The sequence below is a fragment of the Variovorax beijingensis genome (genome assembly GCF_007828835.1).
In the GTDB taxonomy this organism is placed as follows: Bacteria; Pseudomonadota; Gammaproteobacteria; order Burkholderiales; family Burkholderiaceae_C; genus Variovorax; species Variovorax beijingensis_A.
On the sequence record NZ_VIVL01000001.1, the window covers coordinates 474,216 to 493,553 of the forward strand.

Genomic DNA, 19,338 nt, shown 5'->3' on the forward strand with positions numbered 1-19,338 from the left:
TTATGCGCAAATTCGTGCAGAAGCAAGAAAATTCGTGCAATCGGCAGTCCTGCCCGCTACCATCGCCCGATGCTCACCCGCCAGCGCAAGCAACACATCCTCTCGGTCCTGCAGCGCGACGGCAACGTCGTCGCCAAGTCGCTCAGCGAAGAGCTGGCGCTGTCGGAAGACACGATCCGCCGCGATCTGCGCGAGCTGGCCGCCGAGGGGCTGCTGCAGCGCGTGCACGGCGGCGCGCTGCCGGTCGCCCCGGCCGAAGCCGACTTCGCGGGCCGCCTGCAGCTCGCAACCGCGGAAAAGGTGGCCATCGGCCGCGCCGCGGCACGGCTGGTGCGGCCCGGGCAGGTGGTCTTCATCGATGGCGGCACCACGGCCGTGCAGATGGCGCGGCACCTGCCGGCCAGCCTGCGCGCCACGGTGGTCACGCACAGCCCGTCGGTGGCGGTCGAGCTGGCGAGCCATGCCGGCATCGAGGTGGTGCTGATCGGCGGGCGGCTGTTCCGGCATTCGATGGTGGCGGTGGGCGCCGCGGCCATGGACGCCATCTCGCGCGTCCACGCCGACACCTGCTTCCTCGGCGTGACCGGCGTGCATGCCGAGGCGGGCCTGACCACCGGCGACGTCGAGGAGGCCGCGATCAAGCGCGCACTCATGGCGGCCGCGGCCGAGACGGTGGTGCTGGCCTCGTCGGAAAAGATCGGTGCGGCCTCGGCCTGGGTCATCCACCCGGTCTCGGCCGCCACCAGCCTGCTGGTGTCGCCGGAAGCGCCCGTCGCCGCGCTGGCACCGCTGCGCAAGGCCGGGCTCGCCATCCTGCGCAGCGACGGTGGTTGACGGCGCCCGGGCGCCGATTCGCCCCTGGCCGGCGCGGCCGCGGCCTGCCCTGGATAATCGCGGGATGCCCGCCCTGCCCCGTTTTTCGCCCCGCACGATCGGCATCGGCGCGGCCGTGGTCACCGTGCTGGTCTGGACTGCCTTCATCGTGATCGCGCGGGCTTCGGCCGCACGCTCGCTCACCCCGTTCGACCTGGCGCTCGCGCGCATCTGCGGTGCCAGCCTGGTGCTGGTGCCCTGGGGCGCCTGGATGGTCATGAAGGGCCAGCGGCAGAAGGACGACGCCGCGTCGTCGCTGTTCGGGCTGTCGCCGCTGTCGCTGCGCGTCACGGCCAGCGCCGGCATCTTCGGCGGCGTGGCCTATGCCCTGCTGGCCTACAGCGGCTTCTTCTTCGCGCCCGCGGGCCACGCCTCGGTGCTGATGCCCGGCAGCCTGCCGCTGTGGACCACGCTGCTGGCCGCGCTGGTGCTGCGCGACCGCATCACGCCGGCCCGCGCCTTCGGCCTCGCGCTGATCGTGGCCGGCGACCTGGTGGTCGGCGGGCGCAGCCTGCTGCATGCCTTCGAAGGCGGCGAGGTCTGGAAGGGCGACCTGCTCTTCATGGCCGCGGCCTTCTGCTGGGCCTGCTACAGCGTGGTGGCGCGCCGCCACGGGCTCGACGCCGTGCGCGCGACCATCGCCATCACCGTGTTCGCGCTGCTGGCCTATGTTCCGGCCTACGGCCTGCTGGTGGCGGGCGGCGCGGTCGTGAGTCGCATCGGCGCCGCGCCCTGGGGCGAGGTGGCGTTCCAGATGCTGTTCCAGGGCGTCGGCTCGGTCGTCGTCTCGGGCATCACCTTCACGAAGATGATCCAGTACTTCGGGCCGGTGCGCAGCACCATGATCACGGCGCTCGTACCCGGCCTCTCGGCCTTCGGCGCGGTGATCTGGCTCGACGAGCCGCTTTACTGGAACCTGATCGCCGGCCTGCTGCTGGTGACCGCGGGCATCCTGTTCGGCGTGCAGAAAACAACAGCCGGGGGGCGCGCGGCTGCGCGACCCGCGATACCGGCCACCGCCGCGGGGTGCCGCGATGCCTAGGCTCCTGGCTTTCGACACCAGCACCGAGCACCTGTCGGTGGCGGTGCGCCACGGCGAGCGCCTGTTCACGCACAGCGGTGCCGGCGGCGCACAGGCGTCGAGCACGCTGATCCCGCTCATCCTGCAGCTGCTGGCCGAGGCCGGGCTCGAACTTGCTGCGCTCGACGCCATCGCCTTCGGCCGCGGGCCGGGCTCCTTCACGGGCCTGCGCACCGCCTGCTCGGTGGCGCAGGGCCTGGCCTTCGGCGCCGGCGTGCCGCTGCTGCCGGTCGACACGCTGCTGGCCGTGGCCGAGGAGGCGCGCCATGCCTTCGGCGCGCGCCAGGTGGTGGCGGTGCTCGACGCGCGGATGGACCAGCTCTATGCCGCGCGCTACGACTTCGATGGGGGCGGTGCGCTGGGCGGCGCGGACGGCGAGCCGCTGCTGCTCGCGCCCGAAGCGCTCGAAGTGCCCACCGGCTGGTCCCTCGCCGGCAACGCCTTTGCCGCCTACGGCCCGCGCCTGGCCCCGGCCGCGGCGCGCCACGAAGTGCTGCCGACGGCCACCGCCATGCTGCGGCTGGCGCCCGCGCTGCTGGCCGCGGGGCGCACGGTGGATGCGGCACATGCCTGGCCGCTCTATGTTCGCGATAAAGTGGCGCAAACCACCGATGAGCGTGCTGCCATCAAGGCGGCCGCGCTGACGGTTCCACCTGTTGCCAATCCATGAGCGCTGTCCTCCAGCCCGTCGAAGCCCGCCTCGAACCGCTCACCGTCGAGCGGCTCGATGCCGTCTGCGCGGTCGAGCAGACGGCCTACAGCCATCCGTGGACGCGGGCCAACTTCATCGATTCGATGGCGGTCGGCTACCACTGCCAATGCCTGCTGGCCCCGGTTTCGCGGCCCGACCTGGGCACGCCGATCACCAGCCTCGGCGAGACGCTGATCGGCTACTTCGTCGCCATGAAGGGCGTGGACGAAGTGCACCTGCTCAACATCACCGTGGCGCCGGCCTTCCAGCGCCAGGGCTGGGCGCCGCTGATGCTCGAGGCGCTGACCGGCTGGTCGCGCGCGCAGGGCGCGCAGTGGCTCTGGCTCGAGGTACGCCAGAGCAACCGGCGCGCGCTCGACATCTACATGCGCCAGGGTTTCCGCAGCGTGGGCGTGCGCAAGGGCTACTACCCCGCCCATGAAGGCAAGCGCGAGGACGCGGTCGTCATGAGCCTGCGATTGAACGAATCAGGCTCTGCCTGGGGAGCCTTGCGATGAGCGCGGTACAGACACTGAAGCTCGACGCCCGCCAGCGCGCGATGCTCGACGAGATGGGCGTGAAGGTCTGGTGGCCGATGCCCGAAGCTGCCGAAGCGGCGCCCGCGGCCGTGGAAGCGGCAGCGGTGGCCGAGCCGCCGTCCGCGGTCCGCGAGCGCGCGCCCGCCGTGGCCGAAGCGCCGTCCGCCGCGCCCACGCCGGCCGCAAGGCCCGTTGCAGCCGCACCGGCCCCGGCGGCGCGTCCCACCGCGCCCGCGCTGCTCGCGCAGGGCGCCGCCGTGCTGGTCGATGCGCCGCGCCGCCTTTATGCCGAGGCCTCGGCCGAGGCAGCGCAAGGCGGCTGGCTGGTGGTGGCCGACATGCCGCCCGAAGCCGACGGCCGCCACGGCGAGCCCTTTGCGGGCGATGCCGGCAAGCTGCTCGACAACATGCTGCGCGCCCTCCAGCTGCACGACGGCAAGACGCCGGTGCACCTGATGCGCACGCACCGCGGCGTCGGCGCCGGCCAGCCCGGCAGCCCGCGTCCGATGGACGAGGCGTTCGCGGAACATGCGGCCGCGCTGGCGCCGAGCCTGGTGCTCGCCATGGGCCCGCTGGCCGCCCAGAGCCTGATGCAAAGCACCGATCCGCTCGGCAAGCTGCGCGGCCGCGCGGTGCCGCTGCCCTCGGCCAGCGGGGTGCCGGTGGTGGCCACTTACCACCCTGCCTACCTGCTGCGAAACCCGGCCGACAAGGCCCGCGCCTGGGCGGATTTGTGCCTGGCCGCTGAACAGCAAACACCGCCGACCTGAGGGCCGGCGGGCGGGTCCTTAAAATCGGACCCCATGACTTTCCTCGACAAGCTGGCCAATGCACAGCAAAAAAACGGTTCGTTGCTCTGCGTGGGGCTCGATCCGGAGCCAGCCAAGTTCCCGGGGCAGCTCAAGGGCGACGCCAGCCGCATCTTTGACTTCTGCGCGCGCATCGTCGACGCGACGGCCGGCCTGGTCATCGCCTTCAAGCCGCAGATCGCCTATTTCGCGGCCCACCGCGCCGAAGCCCAGCTCGAACAACTGATGGAGCACATGCGCCGCAACGCGCCCGACGTGCCCGTGATCCTGGACGCCAAGCGCGGCGACATCGGCTCCACGGCCGAGCAGTACGCCATCGAGGCCTTCGAACGCTACGGCGCCGACGCCGTGACCCTGTCGCCCTTCATGGGCTTCGACTCGGTGGCGCCCTACCTCAAGCACCAGGGCAAGGGCGCCTTCCTGCTCTGCCGCACCAGCAATCCCGGCGGCTCCGACCTGCAGGGCCAGCGACTGGCGGACATCGAGGGCCAGCCCTTTCTCTACGAGCACGTCGCCAAGCTGGCGCAGGGCCCGTGGAACCTCAACGGACAGCTCGGCCTCGTGGTGGGTGCGACCTATCCGGCGGAGATCGAGCGCGTGCGCGAACTCGCGCCGACGGTGCCGCTGCTGATTCCGGGCGTCGGCGCCCAGGGCGGCGATGCGGTGGCCACGGTGCGCGCCGGCTGGCGCCCCGACGCGCCGATCATCGTGAACTCGTCGCGCGCCATCATCTACGCCTCCTCCGGCGACGACTTTGCCGAGGCGGCCCAAAAGGCCGCGCGCACCACGCGCGACGCACTAGAGGCCGCGAAATAAGGCTCGCCCCCAGGCTCCGCGCACTTCGTGTCGCTTCTCCAACCCCCTGCCGGGGGCAACACCGGAGGCCCGGCAAAGCCGGTTCCTCGGTGTTCCTGGGGTGGGCGGCTGCCTGGCCTCAAGCTCTGCGCAGGCGTGTGAAGGCTTCGAACTCCCAGTTGCGCATGCCCAGCAGCAGCGTGTAGCCCTCGCGGTCCTTGGCCGAGAGCTTCTGGTCGGTCTGGTGCTGCTGCGCGAAGTCCTGCGCCACGCGCTGCAGGCGTTCCAGGAAGGCCGGCGCGAGCGAGCGGCTGATCGACCCGTGCACCAGCAGCAGTCCTTCGGCCGGGCCATCGAAGCCGCCGCGGTAGTAGTCGAGCACCACGTTCTCGCGGAAGAACTCCATCACCGGGCCGTGCGGCCGCCAGCGGAAGGTCTTGGCCAGCTTCAGCCGGTAGCGGTTCAGCGGGCGCAGTTCGATGATGCCGATGCGGTCCAGCTGCGCCAGACAGCCGATGCACTCGGCCTCGCTGATCCGGTACGAAGCCACGATCTGCTCCAGCGTCCACTGGCTCAGCACGCTGATGGCCACCAGCAGCAGCTTCTTGTCCTTGACCACCGCCTTTTCCTGCTCCTGGGTCAGCTCCTTCAGCAGCGGCTGGGCGTCGGCCACGCGGCGCGCCAACTCCGCGAAGTCGATCTTGAGCGCACGGCAGATCGCATCGACGCGCGACAGCGGCATGTCGCTCTTGGCCAGCATGCGCTTCACGCTGGATTCGGCCATGTCGAGCGAGCGCGCCAGGTCGGCGTAGGTCATGCGGGCGCTCTTGAGTTCGTTCTTGAGGGCTTGGACGAGGTCGACGGTGGTGCTCATGAGGGTGCTGATGCGGAAGGAGGTATTAGAAAAAGATACTGAAAGGTGTGAATTAGTGCCTCGTATCGATTCTCGATGCCTGTAGAGAGACTGGCAACTAAATTCCGCGGCTCGTACCACCCACCACCGAGGACCGCCATGCCTTTGCCCACCCTCAGCCGCCGCGAGCGCGGACTGCTCTTCACCTTCGCGCTGCTCGCGCTGGTGGCCCTGTTCGGACCCGCATTGCCGGCGGCCGAGGTGGCCATTGCCTCGGTGTTCGCCGACGACCGCAGCTGGCACGGCCTGCCCAACGCCATGGACGTGCTGAGCAACCTGCCCTTCATGCTGATCGGCTTCTGGGGCCTGTACCGGCTCAACCGGATCGACCGCGCCCACCAGGAGGCGCTGGCGCAGTTCCCGCTGGCGCCGCCGGCCAACGATCCGCCGGACAACACGCTCGACTGCGCCTGGCTTTTCTTTGCCGGGCTGGTCGCCACTGCTGCGGGATCGGCCTTCTTCCACCTGATGCCCGACGGCGCCCGGCTCGCGGCCGACCGCGCCGGCATGGCGGTGGCGTTCGCGGGGCTGATCGGCATCGCGGTCTGCGAGCGCGTGAGCCAGCGCGCCGGCTGGCCGGCCGCCTGGTTTGTGCTGATGGCCGGGCTGCTGTCGGCCGAGGTGTTCCAGGAAAGCGGCAACGTGCTGCCCTGGGCCATCGTGCAGTTCGGCGGCATGGCGCTGGTGCTCACGCTCGCGATCGCCACGCCGATGCGCGGCGCGGTCGGGCTCAAGCTGGGCTGGGTGATCTGCTTCTATGCCCTGGCCAAGGCATTCGAGCTGGCCGACCACGCGATCTACGAGGCGACGCAGCAGGTGGTTTCGGGCCACACCCTCAAGCACCTGACCGCATCGCTGGCGGGCCTGCCGGTGCTGGCGGCGCTGCGCAAGCTCGACATGAACTGGCGCGCGACCCTGCTGCGGCACAATCCCGACGCAGCCGCCGCCGTGACGGCATGACATAGGCCCGCCCCCAGTCTTCGCGCACTGCGTGTCGCTGCGCCAGTAGATAACAAGAGGAGATGCTCCGAATGACAACCCCCGCCGCTGCTGCCACTGCCGCCACCGCGCCCCACGAGGCGAACGCCCACGCGAACCAGTTCGCGCTTCTCGGGCAGCGGCGCTTCGCGCCCTTCTTCTGGACCCAGTTCGCGGGCGCGGCCAACGACAACCTCTTCAAGTTCGCCTTCACCGTCATGGTGACCTACCAGCTCCAGCTGAGCTGGATGCCGCCGGCCATGGCGGGCCTGGCCATCGGCGCGCTGTTCATCCTGCCGTTTTTGCTGTTCTCCGCCACGGCGGGGCAGCTCACCGACAAGTTCGACAAGACGAAGATGATCCGCTTCGTCAAGAACCTCGAGATCGCGATCATGCTGCTCGCGGCCTGGGGCTTCGTGCGCGCCGATGCGGTGGTGCTGCTGGGCTGCGTGTTCCTCATGGGCCTGCATTCCACGCTGTTCGGGCCGGTCAAGTTCGCCTACCTGCCGCAGGTGCTCGACGCGCGCGAGCTCACGGGCGGCAACGGCATGGTCGAGATGGGCACCTTCGTCGCCATCCTGCTCGGGCAGGTGGCGGGCGGGCTGCTGGTGGCGCTGCCGCAGGTCGGCCACACGACGGTGGCGGTGGCCTGCGTGCTGCTGGCACTGGTGGGGCGCGGCGTGGCCCAGGCCATTCCGCGGGCGCCGGCCACCGACCCGGGGCTGATGATCAACTGGAACCCGTTCAGCGAGACCTGGCGCAACCTCAAGCTCGCGCACGGCAACATCGTGGTGTTCCGCTCGCTCCTGGGCATCTCGTGGATGTGGTTCTTCGGCGCGGTGTTCCTGAGCCAGTTCCCCAGCTTCGCGAAGGAAGTGCTGCACGGCGACGAGCAGGTGGCGTCTCTGCTGCTGGTGGTGTTCTCGGTGGGCATCGGCGTGGGCTCGCTGCTGTGCGAGACGCTGAGCCGCCGGCAGGTCGAGATCGGCCTGGTGCCGCTGGGCGCGATCGGCATGAGCGTGTTCGCCATCGACCTGTACTTTGCATCGCGCGCGCTGCCTCCGGTAGCGGTCATGGGGCTGGGCGCCTTCATGGGCCAGGCCGCGCACTGGCGTGTGATGGCCGACTTGGCGCTGCTGTCGCTCTTCGCGGGGCTCTACAGCGTGCCGATGTACGCGCTGATCCAGCTGCGCAGCCAGCCCACGCACCGCGCACGCATCATCGCAGCCAACAACATCCTCAACGCGCTGTTCATGATCGGCAGCTCGGTCATCGCGGGTGCGCTGCTCGGCGCCGGCTTCACCATTCCGCAGATCTTCCTGTTCACCGGCATTGCCAACGCCGTGGTGGCGTTCTACATCTTCATGCTGGTGCCGGAATACCTGCTGCGCTTCATCGCGTGGATGCTGTCGCACTTCGTCTACCGCTTCGAGATCAAGGGCGACGAGCACATTCCCACCGAGGGCGCCGCGGTGCTGGTGTGCAACCACGTGAGCTTCATCGACGCCATACTGCTGATGGCCGCGAGCCCGCGTCCGATCCGCTTCATCATGGACCACCGCATCTTCAAGGTGCCGGTGCTCGGCTGGCTGTTCAGGCTGGCCAAGGCGATTCCGATCGCGCCGCAAAAGGAAGACCCGGCGGCCTACGAAGCGGCGTTCGCGAAGGCGCTGGGCGTGCTGCGCGAGGGCGACCTGCTGGCCATCTTTCCCGAGGGCGCCATCACGCGGGACGGCCAGCTGCAGCCCTTCAAGGGCGGCGTGATGAAGATCATCGAAAGCGCGCGCGCCGAAGGCATCGAGCCGCCGGTGATCCCGATGGCGCTGACCAATCTCTGGGGCTCGTACTTCAGCCGCATCGAGCTGCGCGGCGGCCAGAACGTGGCCATGGCCAAGCCCTTCCGCCGCGGCTTCTTTAGCCGCGTGGGGCTCAACGTCGGCCATGCCGTGCCGCCGGCCGAGGTGCGGCCCGAGGCGCTGCAGCAGCGCGTGAGCGGATTGCTGCTGGCCGCGTAAGGCGCGGCCTCTCCGGCGCACAAGGTGCCGAAAAGTATCTCTTCAAGATACCCGTAGCGGCTCAAACCGGAACTGGTCGAAGCATCCGAGTCCCGTGGCGCGGGAGCGGACCATCATTCGCTCACCTTCACTACGCCGCGAGGCACGCATGCAAACCTTCCCTTCCACCACCGTTTCGATCCAGCGCGACACGCGGGCCTGGCAGTTCCAGGTCTGGGCTTCCTTCGCGATCGCCGTGTTCCTGTGCGCCACCGGCCTGAGCTGGCTGCCGGGCGAGGCGCTGGACCGTGCGTTCATGGTGATGGGCTATGTGTTCTGCCTCAGCACCGCCTTCATGCTGGCCAAGTTCGTGCGCGACAGCCAGCAGGCGGGCGCCAGCGGCACGGCGGGCCGCGACGTGCCGATGTGGCGCCTGGTGGTCTGGGGCAGCTTCTTCACCGCGATGGGCCTGACCGGCTGGGGCCTGGTCCGCATGGAGATCAACGACGCCTACAAGGCCTTCCTGGGCGTGAGCTGGCTGTTCCTGATCAGCTCGGCCTTCACGCTGGCCAAGACCCTGCGCGACCGCCACGAGGCCGACCTGGCCGAAGCGCGGCTGCAAGGCCGCCGCGCCGCCCGCCAGGAAGCCGCCGCCTCGGCCGAATGAGCGCCGCTTTTTCTTCATCCATCCATCCACGAAAGACCGCCATGAAAAAATCCGTTGCTGCGCTTCTGATCGCCGCCTGCACCGCCTTCGCAGGCGCCACGCTGCCCCTTCATGCCCAGGCGCAGAGCGAGGCTTCGGCCGCACTCTCGCTGCTGCCGGTGGCCTCGGTCGTGGGTGCCGCTTCGGCGGTGGGTGCCTCCGCGACGGCCGTGGCCGCGCTGCCCGCCGCGCTCTCGGTGGGTGGCTCGATGCTTACGGTGGTGGCGGTCGAGGCCTCGGCCGACGGCACCGTCTACCTGCTGGAGCGCGCCTCGGACGGTGCGCGTGCCAGCGTCAAGGTGATGGGGCGCGCCGCCAATGCCGCATCGGCGGCGGTCGGCACGGGCGTGCTGGTCAGTGTGATCGGCACCGGCGTCGTGCTGTCGGCCGCGGGCGAGGTGCTGGCCTTCGTGCCCAATGCCATCGGCCGTGCGCTGCTGTACAACGAGAGGCTGTCGTGAAGCGCGCGGTCTTCCCTGCGTTCCTGCTTGCGCTCTCGGCGGCACTGCCGCTGCAGGCGCAGGCCGGCCGCTCCTGCGAGCAGGCCAGGCCGACCGCCGAGCTGATCGCCAAGGGCATGCAGCTGGCCGAGCGCACTTCGCAGCAGCTCGATGCGAGCGGCGCGCGCGTCGTGCTGCTGGCGCGCGCCGGGCAGGACCTGGGCAAGTACGGCCTGCGCTATTCGCACCTGGGCATCGCCTACAAGACCGACGAGGGTCCATGGCGCGTGGTGCACAAGCTCAACCAGTGCGGCAGCGCCGTGGCCGCGGTCTACCGCCAGGGGCTCGGCGAGTTCTTCCTCGACGACCTGTGGCGCTACGAGGCCGCCTGGGTCGTGCCCGCGCCCGCCGTGCAGGTGCAGTTGCTGGCCGCGCTCCGCGAGCCGCCCGCGCGCATCGTGCGGCTGAACATTGCGCCCTACAGCATCGTGAGCTACGCCTGGGGACAGAAGTACCAGCAGTCGAACCAGTGGGCGGTCGAGACGCTGGCCGCGGCCATGGAGCCCGCCACCATCGCGAGCCGCGCGCAGGCGCAGGCGTGGCTGCAGTTCAAGGGCTACGAGCCGACCACGCTCAAGCTCGGCCCGCTGACGCGGCTGGGCGGCCGCGTGGGCTCGGCCAACGTGGCTTTCGACGACCATCCGAACGAGAAGCGGTTCTCGGACCGCATCGAAACCGTGACGGTCGACTCGGTGTTCGCGTGGATGCCGCGCGCAGGGCTCGGCGCGGCGCCGGTGGCGTTCAAGCTGCAGTAAGAAATCTCTCTCTCTCACCGAAAGAATGAAATGAGCAAGTCATTGCGTCTGTCCGAAAAATGGTTTCGCCGCGGCCTCTGGCTCGTGGCGCTGGTGTTCGCGAGCTTCCTGATCGGGCTCGGCGGCGCTATCGTGGACGACCTGCCGCGGGTCGAGCGCACGCTCGAACTCGACGACTTCATCGACCGCCCCGCGGCCGAGCCGCTGCGCAGCACCATCAAGGCGTCGGAGGCCGCCGAGCTGCAGGCGACGCGGCAGCTGGAGCAGGTCCGCCTGCAGCAGAGCGCCGCACGGCAGGCCAGTGCCAACGCCCGCGAGACCTTCGGCAACTGGATCGCCACGCGGCGCGCCACCGCGCAGCCCGACCAGGACACGGAGCTGATCGCGCGTACCAAGGCGCTCGATGCCTTCAAGCAGAAGGAAGACGAGGCCCAGCGCCTGGTCAATGCGCAGCAGCAGATCGTGCTCGATGCGCGCCAGGCCGAGCAGCGCGCCCGCGAGGCGCTGTCGCTGCTGGAGCGCGATGCGCAAAAAAAGCTCGAAGCGGAGTACCGCCGCGTCGAGCTGCGCGTGTTCGCCTACCGCCTCGCGCTCACGCTGCCGCTGCTGGTCGTGGCCGGCTGGCTCTTTGCGAAGAAGCGCAAGAGCACCTACTGGCCCTTCGTCTGGGGCTTCATCTTCTTCGCGCTGTTCGCCTTTTTCGTCGAGCTGGTGCCCTACCTGCCGAGCTATGGCGGCTACGTGCGCTACGCGGTGGGCATTGTGGTCACGGTGCTCGTGGGGCGCTATGCGATCGTTGCGCTCAACGCCTACCTCGCGCGCCAGAAGCTCGCCGAGCAGCAGCCCGACCAGGTGCGACGCGAGGAGCTCAGCTACGACGTTGCGCTCGCGCGGCTCGGCAAGGGCGTGTGCCCCGGCTGCGAACGCCCGGTGGACCTGAAGAACGGCGAGATCGACTTCTGCCCGCACTGCGGCATCGGCCTGTTCGACCATTGCGGCCAGTGCGAGACGCGCAAGAGCGCGTTCTCGAAGTTCTGCCATGCCTGCGGCACATCCGCTCTGCCGCGCGTGCCGCAGGCAGCGGCCGGTGGATCGGTGCCCGGGTCTGTGGATTCGTTCACGCCCGGCGGTCCGCTGAAGCCGGCCGTGTAGCGGCGCTGCCGCATGCGCGTGCTACAACCGCCGGCTGCGGCACGGACGTGCCGCGGTTTCAGTCAGCCACCCACCTCGACGGAGCAAGAAGCATGAGCATTTTCGGCAAGATTTTTTCCAAGATTTTCCCGTCGGCCAACGCCGCTGAAGTCGTCGCCGCACCGCCGGCGGCTGCACCGGGCGCGCCGGCCGCTGCCGCACCGCCGCCTGCGATCCCGCTGGGCGACGTGCCCGCCGTCCTGGACGCGATGCCTGGTGCCGCCGGCCTGAACTGGCGCACCTCGATCGTCGACCTGCTCAAGTTGCTGGGCCTGGACAGCAGCCTCGCCGCGCGCAAGGAACTGGCCAGCGAAATTCTCTACAGCGATGGCGAGCCGGGTTCGGCCGAATGGAACATCGGCCTGCACAAGCAGGTGATGAGCCGCATCGCCGCCAATGGCGGCACGCTGCCGGCCGAACTGCGCGACTAAGAAGATCGGTACCCGGGAATTTTCTTTTTTGGGGGCGAGCCTATTTCAGGTCCAGCCCGCGTCCACCACGTAGTCCTGCGCGGTGCACATGCGCGAATCGTCGGCGGCCAGGAACAGCGCCATCGCCGCGATGTCCTCGGCCATCACACGGCCCGGCAGGCACTGGGCCGCATCGATCTCCGCGCCCGACTCGGGCTTGACCCACAGCTTGATCTGCCGCTCGGTCATCACCCAGCCCGGCACGATCGAATTGACGCGGATGTTCTGCTTGCCCAGGTCGCGCGCCAGCGAGCGCGTGAGGCCGCGCGCGGCCGCCTTGCAGGCCTGGTAGACCGGGTAGCCCCGGCCCTTGATCATCCAGCTGATCGAGCCGAAGTTGATGATCGAGCCGCCGCCCAGCGCGCGCATGTCGTCCGCCACCGCCTGCGCGGCAAAGAACTGGTGCTTGAAGTTCACGGCCACGAGGCGGTCGAAGTCTCCGCTCGTGACGTCGGCCATCTCGTGGCGCCGGTCGTTGGCGGCATTGTTGAGCAGCACGCCGATGGGGCCGAATTGCGCGCGCACCGCGGCAATGGTGGCCGCGAGCGCCGCCGTGTCGGTCACGTCGCATTCGCGGAACAGCGCGGGCGTGTCGTCCTGCAGCTGCGCCGCGAGCGCGGTGCCGGCGGCCGTGTCGAGGTCGCAGAACCCGACCTTCGCGCCCTGCGCGTGGAAGGCCCGGACCAGCGCCTCCCCGATGCCGCTCGCACCGCCCGAGATGAACACGGTGCGGCCGGCCAGCGAGGGATAGCGGGCGGTGTAGGACGAAAGTGGTGATGCGTCGGTGGTCATGTGAATGCGGCAACAGCGATGGCTACGAGCGGCAAGCGTACCGGATGGGCGTGCCCCTGCATGGCGAGGGGCCGCCGGCCGGCGTATGGCTTCCGGCGAATGGCCGGCGCGGGCGTTGGTGGCTACGCTCCTTCTCCATGACGACGAACACGCTTCCCCGCCGCACCCTTCTTGGGCTCGCGCTTCTTCCCGCTGTGCTGGCGGTGCGCCCCGTGCGCGCCCAGGCGGCGGCGTCCATGCAGCTCTTCAAGCTGGTCTCGCCGCGCGACGAGGTGATCGTGGGCGCCGATGCGGCGCAGCTGGGGTCGGGCTCCAATCCTGCCGTGGAACGGCTGGCCGCTCAGCTCGCGGCCAAGGGCCAGCTCACGCTGTGGCAATACGCCTCGCACAAGGACGCGGGCGGCGCGCTGGTGCAGGCGCCCCTCAGGCAGATCGTGGTGTTCAGGAACGAACTGCTGCGCATCGAGCCCTACGCCACGCCGCTCGCGATCCAGCCGCCGAAGTAGCGCTGCGCGTCAGATGCCGCGTGCGCGCTCCGACTTGAAGCGCGCGCGGAATTCCGTGAACGTACCCGCCTCGAGCGATTCGCGGATCTCGCGCATCAGGTTCAGGTAGTAGTGCAGGTTGTGGATGGTGGCGAGCATCGGCCCGAGCATCTCGGCGCAGCGGTCGAGGTGGTGCAGGTAGGCGCGGCTGAAGCCTTCGCGCCCGCCGTCGTTCCACGAGACGCCCGGGCTACCGGAGGGGCCTCGCGGTGCGCCCGCGCAGGCGTAGCAGGTGCAGCTCGGGTCGATCGGCTGCGGATCGTTCTTGTGGCGCGCATTGCGCATCTTCAGGTCGCCGAAGCGCGTGAACAGCGTGCCGTTGCGCGCGTTGCGCGTGGGCATCACGCAGTCGAACATGTCGACGCCGTCGGCCACGCCCTGCACCAGGTCTTCGGGCGTGCCCACGCCCATCAGGTAGCGCGGCTTGTTCGCGGGCAGCCGGTGCGGCGTGTGGCCCATGATGTGCAGCATCTCCTCCTTGGGCTCGCCCACGCTCACGCCGCCGATGGCGTAGCCCGGAAAGTCCATGTCGACCAGCGCCGCGAGCGATTCCTCGCGCAGGTTCTCGAACATGCCGCCCTGCACGATGCCGAACAGCGCGTTCGGGTTCTGAAGCCGCGCGAACTCGTGCTGGCAGCGTTTGGCCCAGCGCAGGCTCAGCTCCATCGAGATGCGCGCCTCGGCCTCGGTCGTGATGTGGCCCTGGGTGTCGTAGGGCGTGCACTCGTCGAACTGCATCACGATGTCGCTGTTGAGGATGGTCTGGATCTGCATCGAGACCTCGGGCGTGAGGAACAGCTTGTCGCCATTGACGGGCGAGGCGAACTTCACGCCTTCCTCGCTGATCTTGCGCATCGCGCCCAGCGACCAGACCTGGAAGCCGCCCGAGTCGGTGAGGATCGGCTTGTTCCATTTCTCGAACTGGTGCAGCCCGCCGAAGCTCGCCATCACGTCGAGGCCGGGGCGCATCCAGAGGTGGAAGGTGTTGCCCAGGATGATCTGCGCGCCCATTTCCTCGAGGCTGCGCGGCATTACGCCCTTGACGGTGCCGTAGGTGCCCACGGGCATGAAGATCGGCGTCTGCACCACGCCATGGTTGAGCGTGAGCGTGCCGCGGCGCGCGTGGCTCGCGGGATCGGTCTTGAGAAGTTCGAACTTCAGGCGCGGCAGGGACGTGGTGTCGGTCATTTCTGGGGGGCGGCGCCGGTGTCCGGCAGCAGCATCAGGATGGTACGGTTGAAATCCTCGACGGCGAGCAGGCGGCCCTGCCGGTCGACGGTGATGCCGGTGGGGCGGCCCATCGGGCGCACGCCGGCCTTGGGGCTCCAGCCGGCGAGCCATTCGATCGGCTTGCCCGACGGCAGGCCGCGCGCATCGAGCTTGTAGCCCACCACGCGGTGGCCGGGCGGCTGGTGGCCGCGCCAGGCGACCAGCAGCTGCCCCGCGAAGCGGCTGTCCGCGGGCCCGGTGATCATCTGCAGCGGCGCGGCGTGCGCGGGCCAGAGCATCAGCGGTGCCTCGGTGGCCTTGCAGTCGTGCCGGTTCTCGTAGCCGCGCGCGGGTTGCCGGTTGCCTACGCAATAGGGCCAGCCGTAGTCGCGTCCGGCCTGCAGCCGGTTCAGCTCCTCGGGTGGCTGGCCCACGTCTTCGTAGTCGATGGAATTCTCGCCCTGCAGCACGGTGCCCTTGGCGGGGCCGTCCGGCAGCACGGTCAGGGCGACCGAGTTGCGCAGGCCGGTGGCAAAGGGCTTGAAGCTCTGCAGCTTGTGGTCCGGCCCGGCGAGGACGGCCTCGTACACGGCGGCGCGCGGCTTCGGTCCGGCCAGGTCGGGGCAGGGCAGCGGGTATTGCTTCGACGACGGATCGCGGCAGGCATCGGAGTCGGAGCCGACGTTGACGTAGAGCCGCCCGCCCGGTCCGAAGGCCAGTTCCTTGAGCGGATGCGTGCCGTCGCCCGGCAGGCCGTCGATCACCGTCTCGCGCTGCAGAGTGCCACCGGGCAGAGGGATCGGCGTGCGCCAGATCGTGCCCGACTCGCCGACGTAGATCTTGCCGTCGGGCCCGGCCACGAGGCCCAGCGGCCGGTCGAGCTGCTCGGCCAGCACGCTGAAGCGCGCGCGCCGTGGCGCGGCGCCTTCGGTGGGCAGCACCATCTCGAGCAGGCGGCCGCGGCGCGGCTCCCACGATCCCATGTCGACGACCCAGTAGCGCCCCGGCGCCACCTCGAGGATGCGCCGGGGCGCACGCAGGCCCTGGGCCTCGTCGGCCAGCAGCGCGACGCAGGTGCCTGCGGGGCTGCCGATGTCGAGCCGCGTATAGCCGCCGCACAGCCCCTGCGGCGTGTAGCCGCGTGCATGGCCGGCCACGGGCAGCAGCAGCGTGCATCCGAAGGCGAGCGCGGCCAGCGAGGCGCGGATGGCGTGGTTGGTTTTCATGTGGGAGCGCGCGCCAGCAGCATGGCGTCGCCGTAGCTGAAGAAACGGTAGTGCTGCGCGATGGCGTGGGCATAGAGCGCCATCACGTGTTCATAGCCCGCAAAGGCCGAGACCAGCATCATCAGCGTGCTCTTCGGCAAATGGAAGTTGGTGACCAGCAGGTCGACGTGCTCGAACACGAAGCCCGGCGTGATGAAGATGCGCGTGTCGCCCGCGGCCTCGCCGCTCCTGGCCCACGATTCGAGCGTGCGCACGGTGGTGGTGCCGACCGCGACCACGCGGCCGCCGCGCGCCTTGCAGTCGGCGATGGCGCGCTGCGTGGCCTCGGGCACTTCGTAGCGCTCGGCATGCATCGTGTGCTCTGAAATGTTCTCGGTCTTCACGGGCTGGAAGGTGCCCGCACCCACATGCAGCGTGACGTTGGCGCGCTGCACGCCGCGGGCTTCGAGCTCGGCCAGCAGCGCCTCGTCGAAATGCAGCGCAGCGGTCGGTGCAGCCACCGCGCCGGGCACGCGCGCGAACACGGTCTGGTAGCGGCTTTCGTCGTCGGCCGAATCGGTGTGCGTGATGTAGGGCGGCAGCGGCACATGGCCGCAGCGGGCCATCAGCGCGTAGGGGTCTTCGCCGGCGTCGCTCTCGAAGCCGAAGTGGAACAGCGCGCCCTGCTCGTCGGGCCAGCGGCCCAGCAGCGTCGCGCGAAAGCCGCCCACCATCTGCAGTGTGGTGCCCACCGGCGGCTTCTTGCTCACTTTCATGTGCGCCACGACCTCGTGGCCCTGCAGCACGCGCTCCACCAGCAACTCGAGCTTGCCGCCGGTCGGCTTCTCGCCGAACAGCCGCGCCTTGACCACGCGCGTGTCGTTGAAGACCAGCAGATCGCCCGCGCGCAGCAGCGAGGGCAGGTCCTTGAAGATGCGGTCGGCGGGCGCGTCGCCCGTGCCGTCGAGGAGGCGGGAGGACGTGCGTTCGGGGGCCGGGTGTTGGGCCACCAGCTCGGGCGGCAGGTCGAAATCGAAATCGGAAAGCGTGAAGGCGCGCATGGTGCTTGAGGGCCGGACGGGCCCGTGCCAAGGAGGCATGGAAGATGAGGAGGACGTGGCTGGAGCCGGGCAGAATTGTCCCATGCCCGCTTCCGCGAAGTCCGTGCCGCCCGAAAAGACCACAAGCCCGCCCGCCGCCGCCCCGGCCGCGCCCGGTGCCGGGCTGAGCGCCGTGCAGCGCGCGCTGCGCAAGCTCGGCCTGGTGCGCGACATCGACTTCGCGCTCTACCTGCCGATGCGCTACGAGGACGAGACCCGGATCGTGCGGCTGGCCGACACGCGCGACGGCGACATGGCACAGGTCGAGGGCGTGGTGACCGAATGCGAAGTGGTGTTCCGCCCGCGCCGGCAACTGATCGCCACCATCGACGACGGCAGCGACACCTGCCAGCTGCGCTTCTTCAACTTCTATCCCTCGCAGCAGAAGCAGCTGGCCGTCGGCGCGCGCGTGCGCGTGCGGGGCGAGATGCGCGGCGGCTTCGTCGGGCGGCAAATGATGCATCCCACCGTCAAGGCTGCCGGCACGGCGCTGCCGCAGGCACTGACGCCGGTCTATTCGACCATTGCCGGACTGCCCCAGCCGGTGCTGCGGCGCGAGGTGCGCTCGGGCCTGGCGCGCGCGGTGCTCGACGAGACGATTCCCGTGCAGATCGGATGGCGCGGCGCCTGGGACCTGCGCAGTTCGCTGACCTTCCTGCACTACCCGACGCCCGACGTGGCGATGGCCACGCTCGAAGACCACAGCCACCCGGCGTGGCAGCGCATCAAGGCGGAAGAGCTGCTGGCGCAGCAGCTCTCGCAATTGCAGGCGCGGCTGGAGCGCGCGGCGCAGCGTGCGCCGATGCTGTCTTCCTCGGCCGAGCCGCAGGCGAGCTCGCTGCATGCGCAGCTGCTCGCGGTGCTGCCCTTCGGCCTGACCGGCGCGCAACAGCGCGTGGGCGAGGAAATCACGCGCGACCTCGCCCGCGAGATCCCGATGCACCGCCTGCTGCAGGGCGACGTGGGCTCGGGCAAGACCGTGGTGGCGGCGCTCGCGGCGGCGCGCTGCATCGACGCGGGCTTTCAGTGCGCGCTGATGGCGCCGACCGAAATCCTCGCGGCGCAGCACTTCGGCAAGCTGGTCGGCTGGCTCGATCCGCTCTTGGCCGAACGCGGCCTGCGCGTGGCCTGGCTCACCGGCAGCCAGAAGAAGAAGGAGCGCGACGCGATGTCGGCCGCGGTCGAGAGCGGCGAGGCGGCCTTGGTCATCGGCACCCATGCCGTCATCTCGGAGAAGGTGCGCTTCAGGAACCTCGCACTGGCGATCATCGACGAGCAGCACCGCTTCGGCGTGGCGCAGCGCCTGGCGCTGCGCGGCAAGGCCGTGGGCCACCTCGAACCGCATCTGTTGATGATGAGCGCCACGCCGATCCCGCGCACGCTGGCGATGAGCTACTACGCCGACCTGGACGTTTCCACGCTCGACGAACTGCCGCCGGGCCGTACGCCCATCGTCACCAAGCTGGTGGCCGACCACCGCCGCGACGAGGTGATCGACCGCATCCAGGCGCAGATCGCCCAGGGCCGGCAGGTCTACTGGGTCTGCCCGCTGATCGAGGAAAGCGAGGCCGTCGACCTGCGCAACGCCACCGAGACGCGCGACGAGCTCGCCGATGCGCTCGGCAAAGCCGTCAACGTCGGGCTGCTGCATTCGCGCATGCCCACGGCCGAGAAGCAGGCGGTGATGGCCGCTTTCACGGCCAACGAGATCCAGGTGCTGGTGAGCACCACGGTGATCGAAGTGGGCGTGGACGTGCCGAACGCCTCGCTGATGGTGATCGAGCATGCCGAGCGCTTCGGGCTCTCGCAGCTGCACCAGTTGCGCGGCCGCGTGGGGCGCGGCGCCGCAGCCTCGGCCTGCGTGCTGCTCTACGCGCCGGGCGACAGCGGCCGCGTCGGCGAAGCGGCCCGGGCCCGGCTCAAGGCCATGGCCGAAACCGGCGACGGCTTCGAGATTGCGCGGCGCGACCTCGAGATCCGCGGCCCGGGCGAATTCCTGGGCGCGCGCCAGTCGGGCGCGCCGCTGCTGCGTTTTGCCGACCTTGCCACCGACACGATGCTGCTCGACTGGGCGCGCGAGCTTGCACCACTGATGCTCGACAAGCACCCCGACCTGGCCCAGCGCCACATCGATCGCTGGCTCGGCACCAAGGCCGAGTACCTGAAGGCGTAGGCCGCGTCAGGCGGCAGTC

At 69.8% G+C, this 19,338-nt stretch carries 20 protein-coding genes; 15 read left to right on the plus strand and 5 right to left on the minus strand.

The window, feature by feature from the left end; genetic code table 11:
• The first annotated feature begins 69 nt into the window (after positions 1 to 69).
• From FB547_RS02220 to pyrF, 6 genes are all read left to right on the plus strand, one after another.
• Entirely contained in the window at positions 70 to 834 is a 765-nt protein-coding gene (locus FB547_RS02220; protein WP_145739276.1) for a DeoR/GlpR family DNA-binding transcription regulator, read from the plus strand.
• A 64-nt stretch (positions 835 to 898) separates the two neighbouring features.
• Complete coding sequence (locus FB547_RS02225; RefSeq protein WP_145739277.1) at positions 899 to 1,915, plus strand: DMT family transporter; 1,017 nt, start codon at positions 899 to 901, stop codon at positions 1,913 to 1,915.
• Complete coding sequence (gene tsaB / locus FB547_RS02230) at positions 1,908 to 2,624, plus strand: tRNA (adenosine(37)-N6)-threonylcarbamoyltransferase complex dimerization subunit type 1 TsaB (RefSeq protein WP_145739279.1); 717 nt, start codon at positions 1,908 to 1,910, stop codon at positions 2,622 to 2,624. The genes FB547_RS02225 and tsaB overlap by 8 nt, the downstream gene beginning before the upstream one ends.
• Positions 2,621 to 3,163: a ribosomal protein S18-alanine N-acetyltransferase gene (gene rimI / locus FB547_RS02235; RefSeq protein ID WP_062364083.1), complete on the plus strand. Its 543-nt coding sequence runs from the start codon at positions 2,621 to 2,623 to the stop codon at positions 3,161 to 3,163. Before tsaB ends, rimI begins: the two co-directional genes overlap by 4 nt.
• Positions 3,160 to 3,954, plus strand: a complete 795-nt coding sequence (locus FB547_RS02240; protein WP_145739280.1) for a uracil-DNA glycosylase family protein — start codon at positions 3,160 to 3,162, stop codon at positions 3,952 to 3,954. The genes rimI and FB547_RS02240 overlap by 4 nt, the downstream gene beginning before the upstream one ends.
• A 33-nt stretch (positions 3,955 to 3,987) precedes the next feature.
• Positions 3,988 to 4,809 (plus strand): orotidine-5'-phosphate decarboxylase, encoded by an 822-nt coding sequence (gene pyrF, locus FB547_RS02245; RefSeq protein WP_145739282.1) that lies wholly within the window; start codon positions 3,988 to 3,990, stop codon positions 4,807 to 4,809.
• Between the two features lie 118 nt (positions 4,810 to 4,927).
• Here pyrF and FB547_RS02250 read toward each other — a convergent pair whose 3' ends face one another.
• Positions 4,928 to 5,662, minus strand: coding sequence for a helix-turn-helix domain-containing protein (locus tag FB547_RS02250; RefSeq protein ID WP_145739284.1), 735 nt, complete (start codon positions 5,660 to 5,662; stop codon positions 4,928 to 4,930).
• A 138-nt stretch (positions 5,663 to 5,800) separates the two neighbouring features.
• Here FB547_RS02250 and FB547_RS02255 point away from each other — a divergent pair, with 138 nt between their 5' ends.
• The 7 genes from FB547_RS02255 to FB547_RS02285 all read left to right on the plus strand — a co-directional run bounded on the left by FB547_RS02255 (position 5,801) and on the right by FB547_RS02285 (position 12,256).
• Entirely contained in the window at positions 5,801 to 6,661 is an 861-nt protein-coding gene (locus FB547_RS02255) for a hypothetical protein (RefSeq protein WP_145739286.1), read from the plus strand.
• Positions 6,662 to 6,732: 71 nt separating this feature from the next.
• On the plus strand, positions 6,733 to 8,694 hold the full coding sequence (locus FB547_RS02260; protein ID WP_145739288.1) for an MFS transporter: 1,962 nt from the start codon (positions 6,733 to 6,735) through the stop codon (positions 8,692 to 8,694).
• Positions 8,695 to 8,842: 148 nt separating this feature from the next.
• Complete coding sequence (locus tag FB547_RS02265) at positions 8,843 to 9,340, plus strand: YiaA/YiaB family inner membrane protein (protein ID WP_145739289.1); 498 nt, start codon at positions 8,843 to 8,845, stop codon at positions 9,338 to 9,340.
• 41 nt (positions 9,341 to 9,381) lie between these two features.
• A complete protein-coding gene (locus FB547_RS02270) occupies positions 9,382 to 9,840 on the plus strand; it encodes a hypothetical protein (protein WP_145739291.1) in 459 nt (152 codons plus the stop codon).
• Positions 9,837 to 10,634 carry a DUF2145 domain-containing protein gene (locus tag FB547_RS02275; protein WP_145739292.1) on the plus strand — a complete coding sequence of 266 codons (798 nt, stop codon included), beginning with the start codon at positions 9,837 to 9,839 and terminating at the stop codon, positions 10,632 to 10,634. The genes FB547_RS02270 and FB547_RS02275 overlap by 4 nt, the downstream gene beginning before the upstream one ends.
• 30 nt (positions 10,635 to 10,664) lie before the next feature.
• Positions 10,665 to 11,786, plus strand: a complete 1,122-nt coding sequence (locus FB547_RS02280; protein WP_145739294.1) for a serine endopeptidase — start codon at positions 10,665 to 10,667, stop codon at positions 11,784 to 11,786.
• Between the two features lie 92 nt (positions 11,787 to 11,878).
• Entirely contained in the window at positions 11,879 to 12,256 is a 378-nt protein-coding gene (locus FB547_RS02285; RefSeq protein ID WP_009124759.1) for a DUF3597 domain-containing protein, read from the plus strand.
• A gap of 45 nt (positions 12,257 to 12,301) precedes the next feature.
• On the opposite strand, the gene FB547_RS02290 is transcribed toward FB547_RS02285, so the two are convergent.
• Entirely contained in the window at positions 12,302 to 13,087 is a 786-nt protein-coding gene (locus tag FB547_RS02290; protein WP_145739296.1) for an SDR family NAD(P)-dependent oxidoreductase, read from the minus strand.
• Positions 13,088 to 13,224: 137 nt separating this feature from the next.
• Here FB547_RS02290 and FB547_RS02295 point away from each other — a divergent pair, with 137 nt between their 5' ends.
• On the plus strand, positions 13,225 to 13,593 hold the full coding sequence (locus tag FB547_RS02295) for a hypothetical protein (protein ID WP_225613070.1): 369 nt from the start codon (positions 13,225 to 13,227) through the stop codon (positions 13,591 to 13,593).
• A 9-nt stretch (positions 13,594 to 13,602) separates the two neighbouring features.
• Here FB547_RS02295 and tgt read toward each other — a convergent pair whose 3' ends face one another.
• Genes tgt through queA form a run of 3 tightly spaced genes read right to left on the minus strand, consistent with a single transcriptional unit; the run spans position 13,603 to position 17,107 of the window.
• The gene (tgt, locus tag FB547_RS02300; RefSeq protein WP_145739301.1) at positions 13,603 to 14,820 is read right to left on the minus strand and encodes a tRNA guanosine(34) transglycosylase Tgt; all 1,218 of its coding nucleotides are present in this window, start codon (positions 14,818 to 14,820) and stop codon (positions 13,603 to 13,605) included.
• Positions 14,817 to 16,067 (minus strand): PQQ-dependent sugar dehydrogenase, encoded by a 1,251-nt coding sequence (locus FB547_RS02305; protein WP_145739303.1) that lies wholly within the window; start codon positions 16,065 to 16,067, stop codon positions 14,817 to 14,819. The genes tgt and FB547_RS02305 overlap by 4 nt, the downstream gene beginning before the upstream one ends.
• A complete protein-coding gene (queA, locus tag FB547_RS02310; RefSeq protein WP_145739305.1) occupies positions 16,064 to 17,107 on the minus strand; it encodes a tRNA preQ1(34) S-adenosylmethionine ribosyltransferase-isomerase QueA in 1,044 nt (347 codons plus the stop codon). The genes FB547_RS02305 and queA overlap by 4 nt, the downstream gene beginning before the upstream one ends.
• Positions 17,108 to 17,189: 82 nt before the next feature.
• Here queA and recG point away from each other — a divergent pair, with 82 nt between their 5' ends.
• Positions 17,190 to 19,319: an ATP-dependent DNA helicase RecG gene (gene recG / locus FB547_RS02315; protein ID WP_145739308.1), complete on the plus strand. Its 2,130-nt coding sequence runs from the start codon at positions 17,190 to 17,192 to the stop codon at positions 19,317 to 19,319.
• Positions 19,320 to 19,338: the final 19 nt, after the last annotated feature.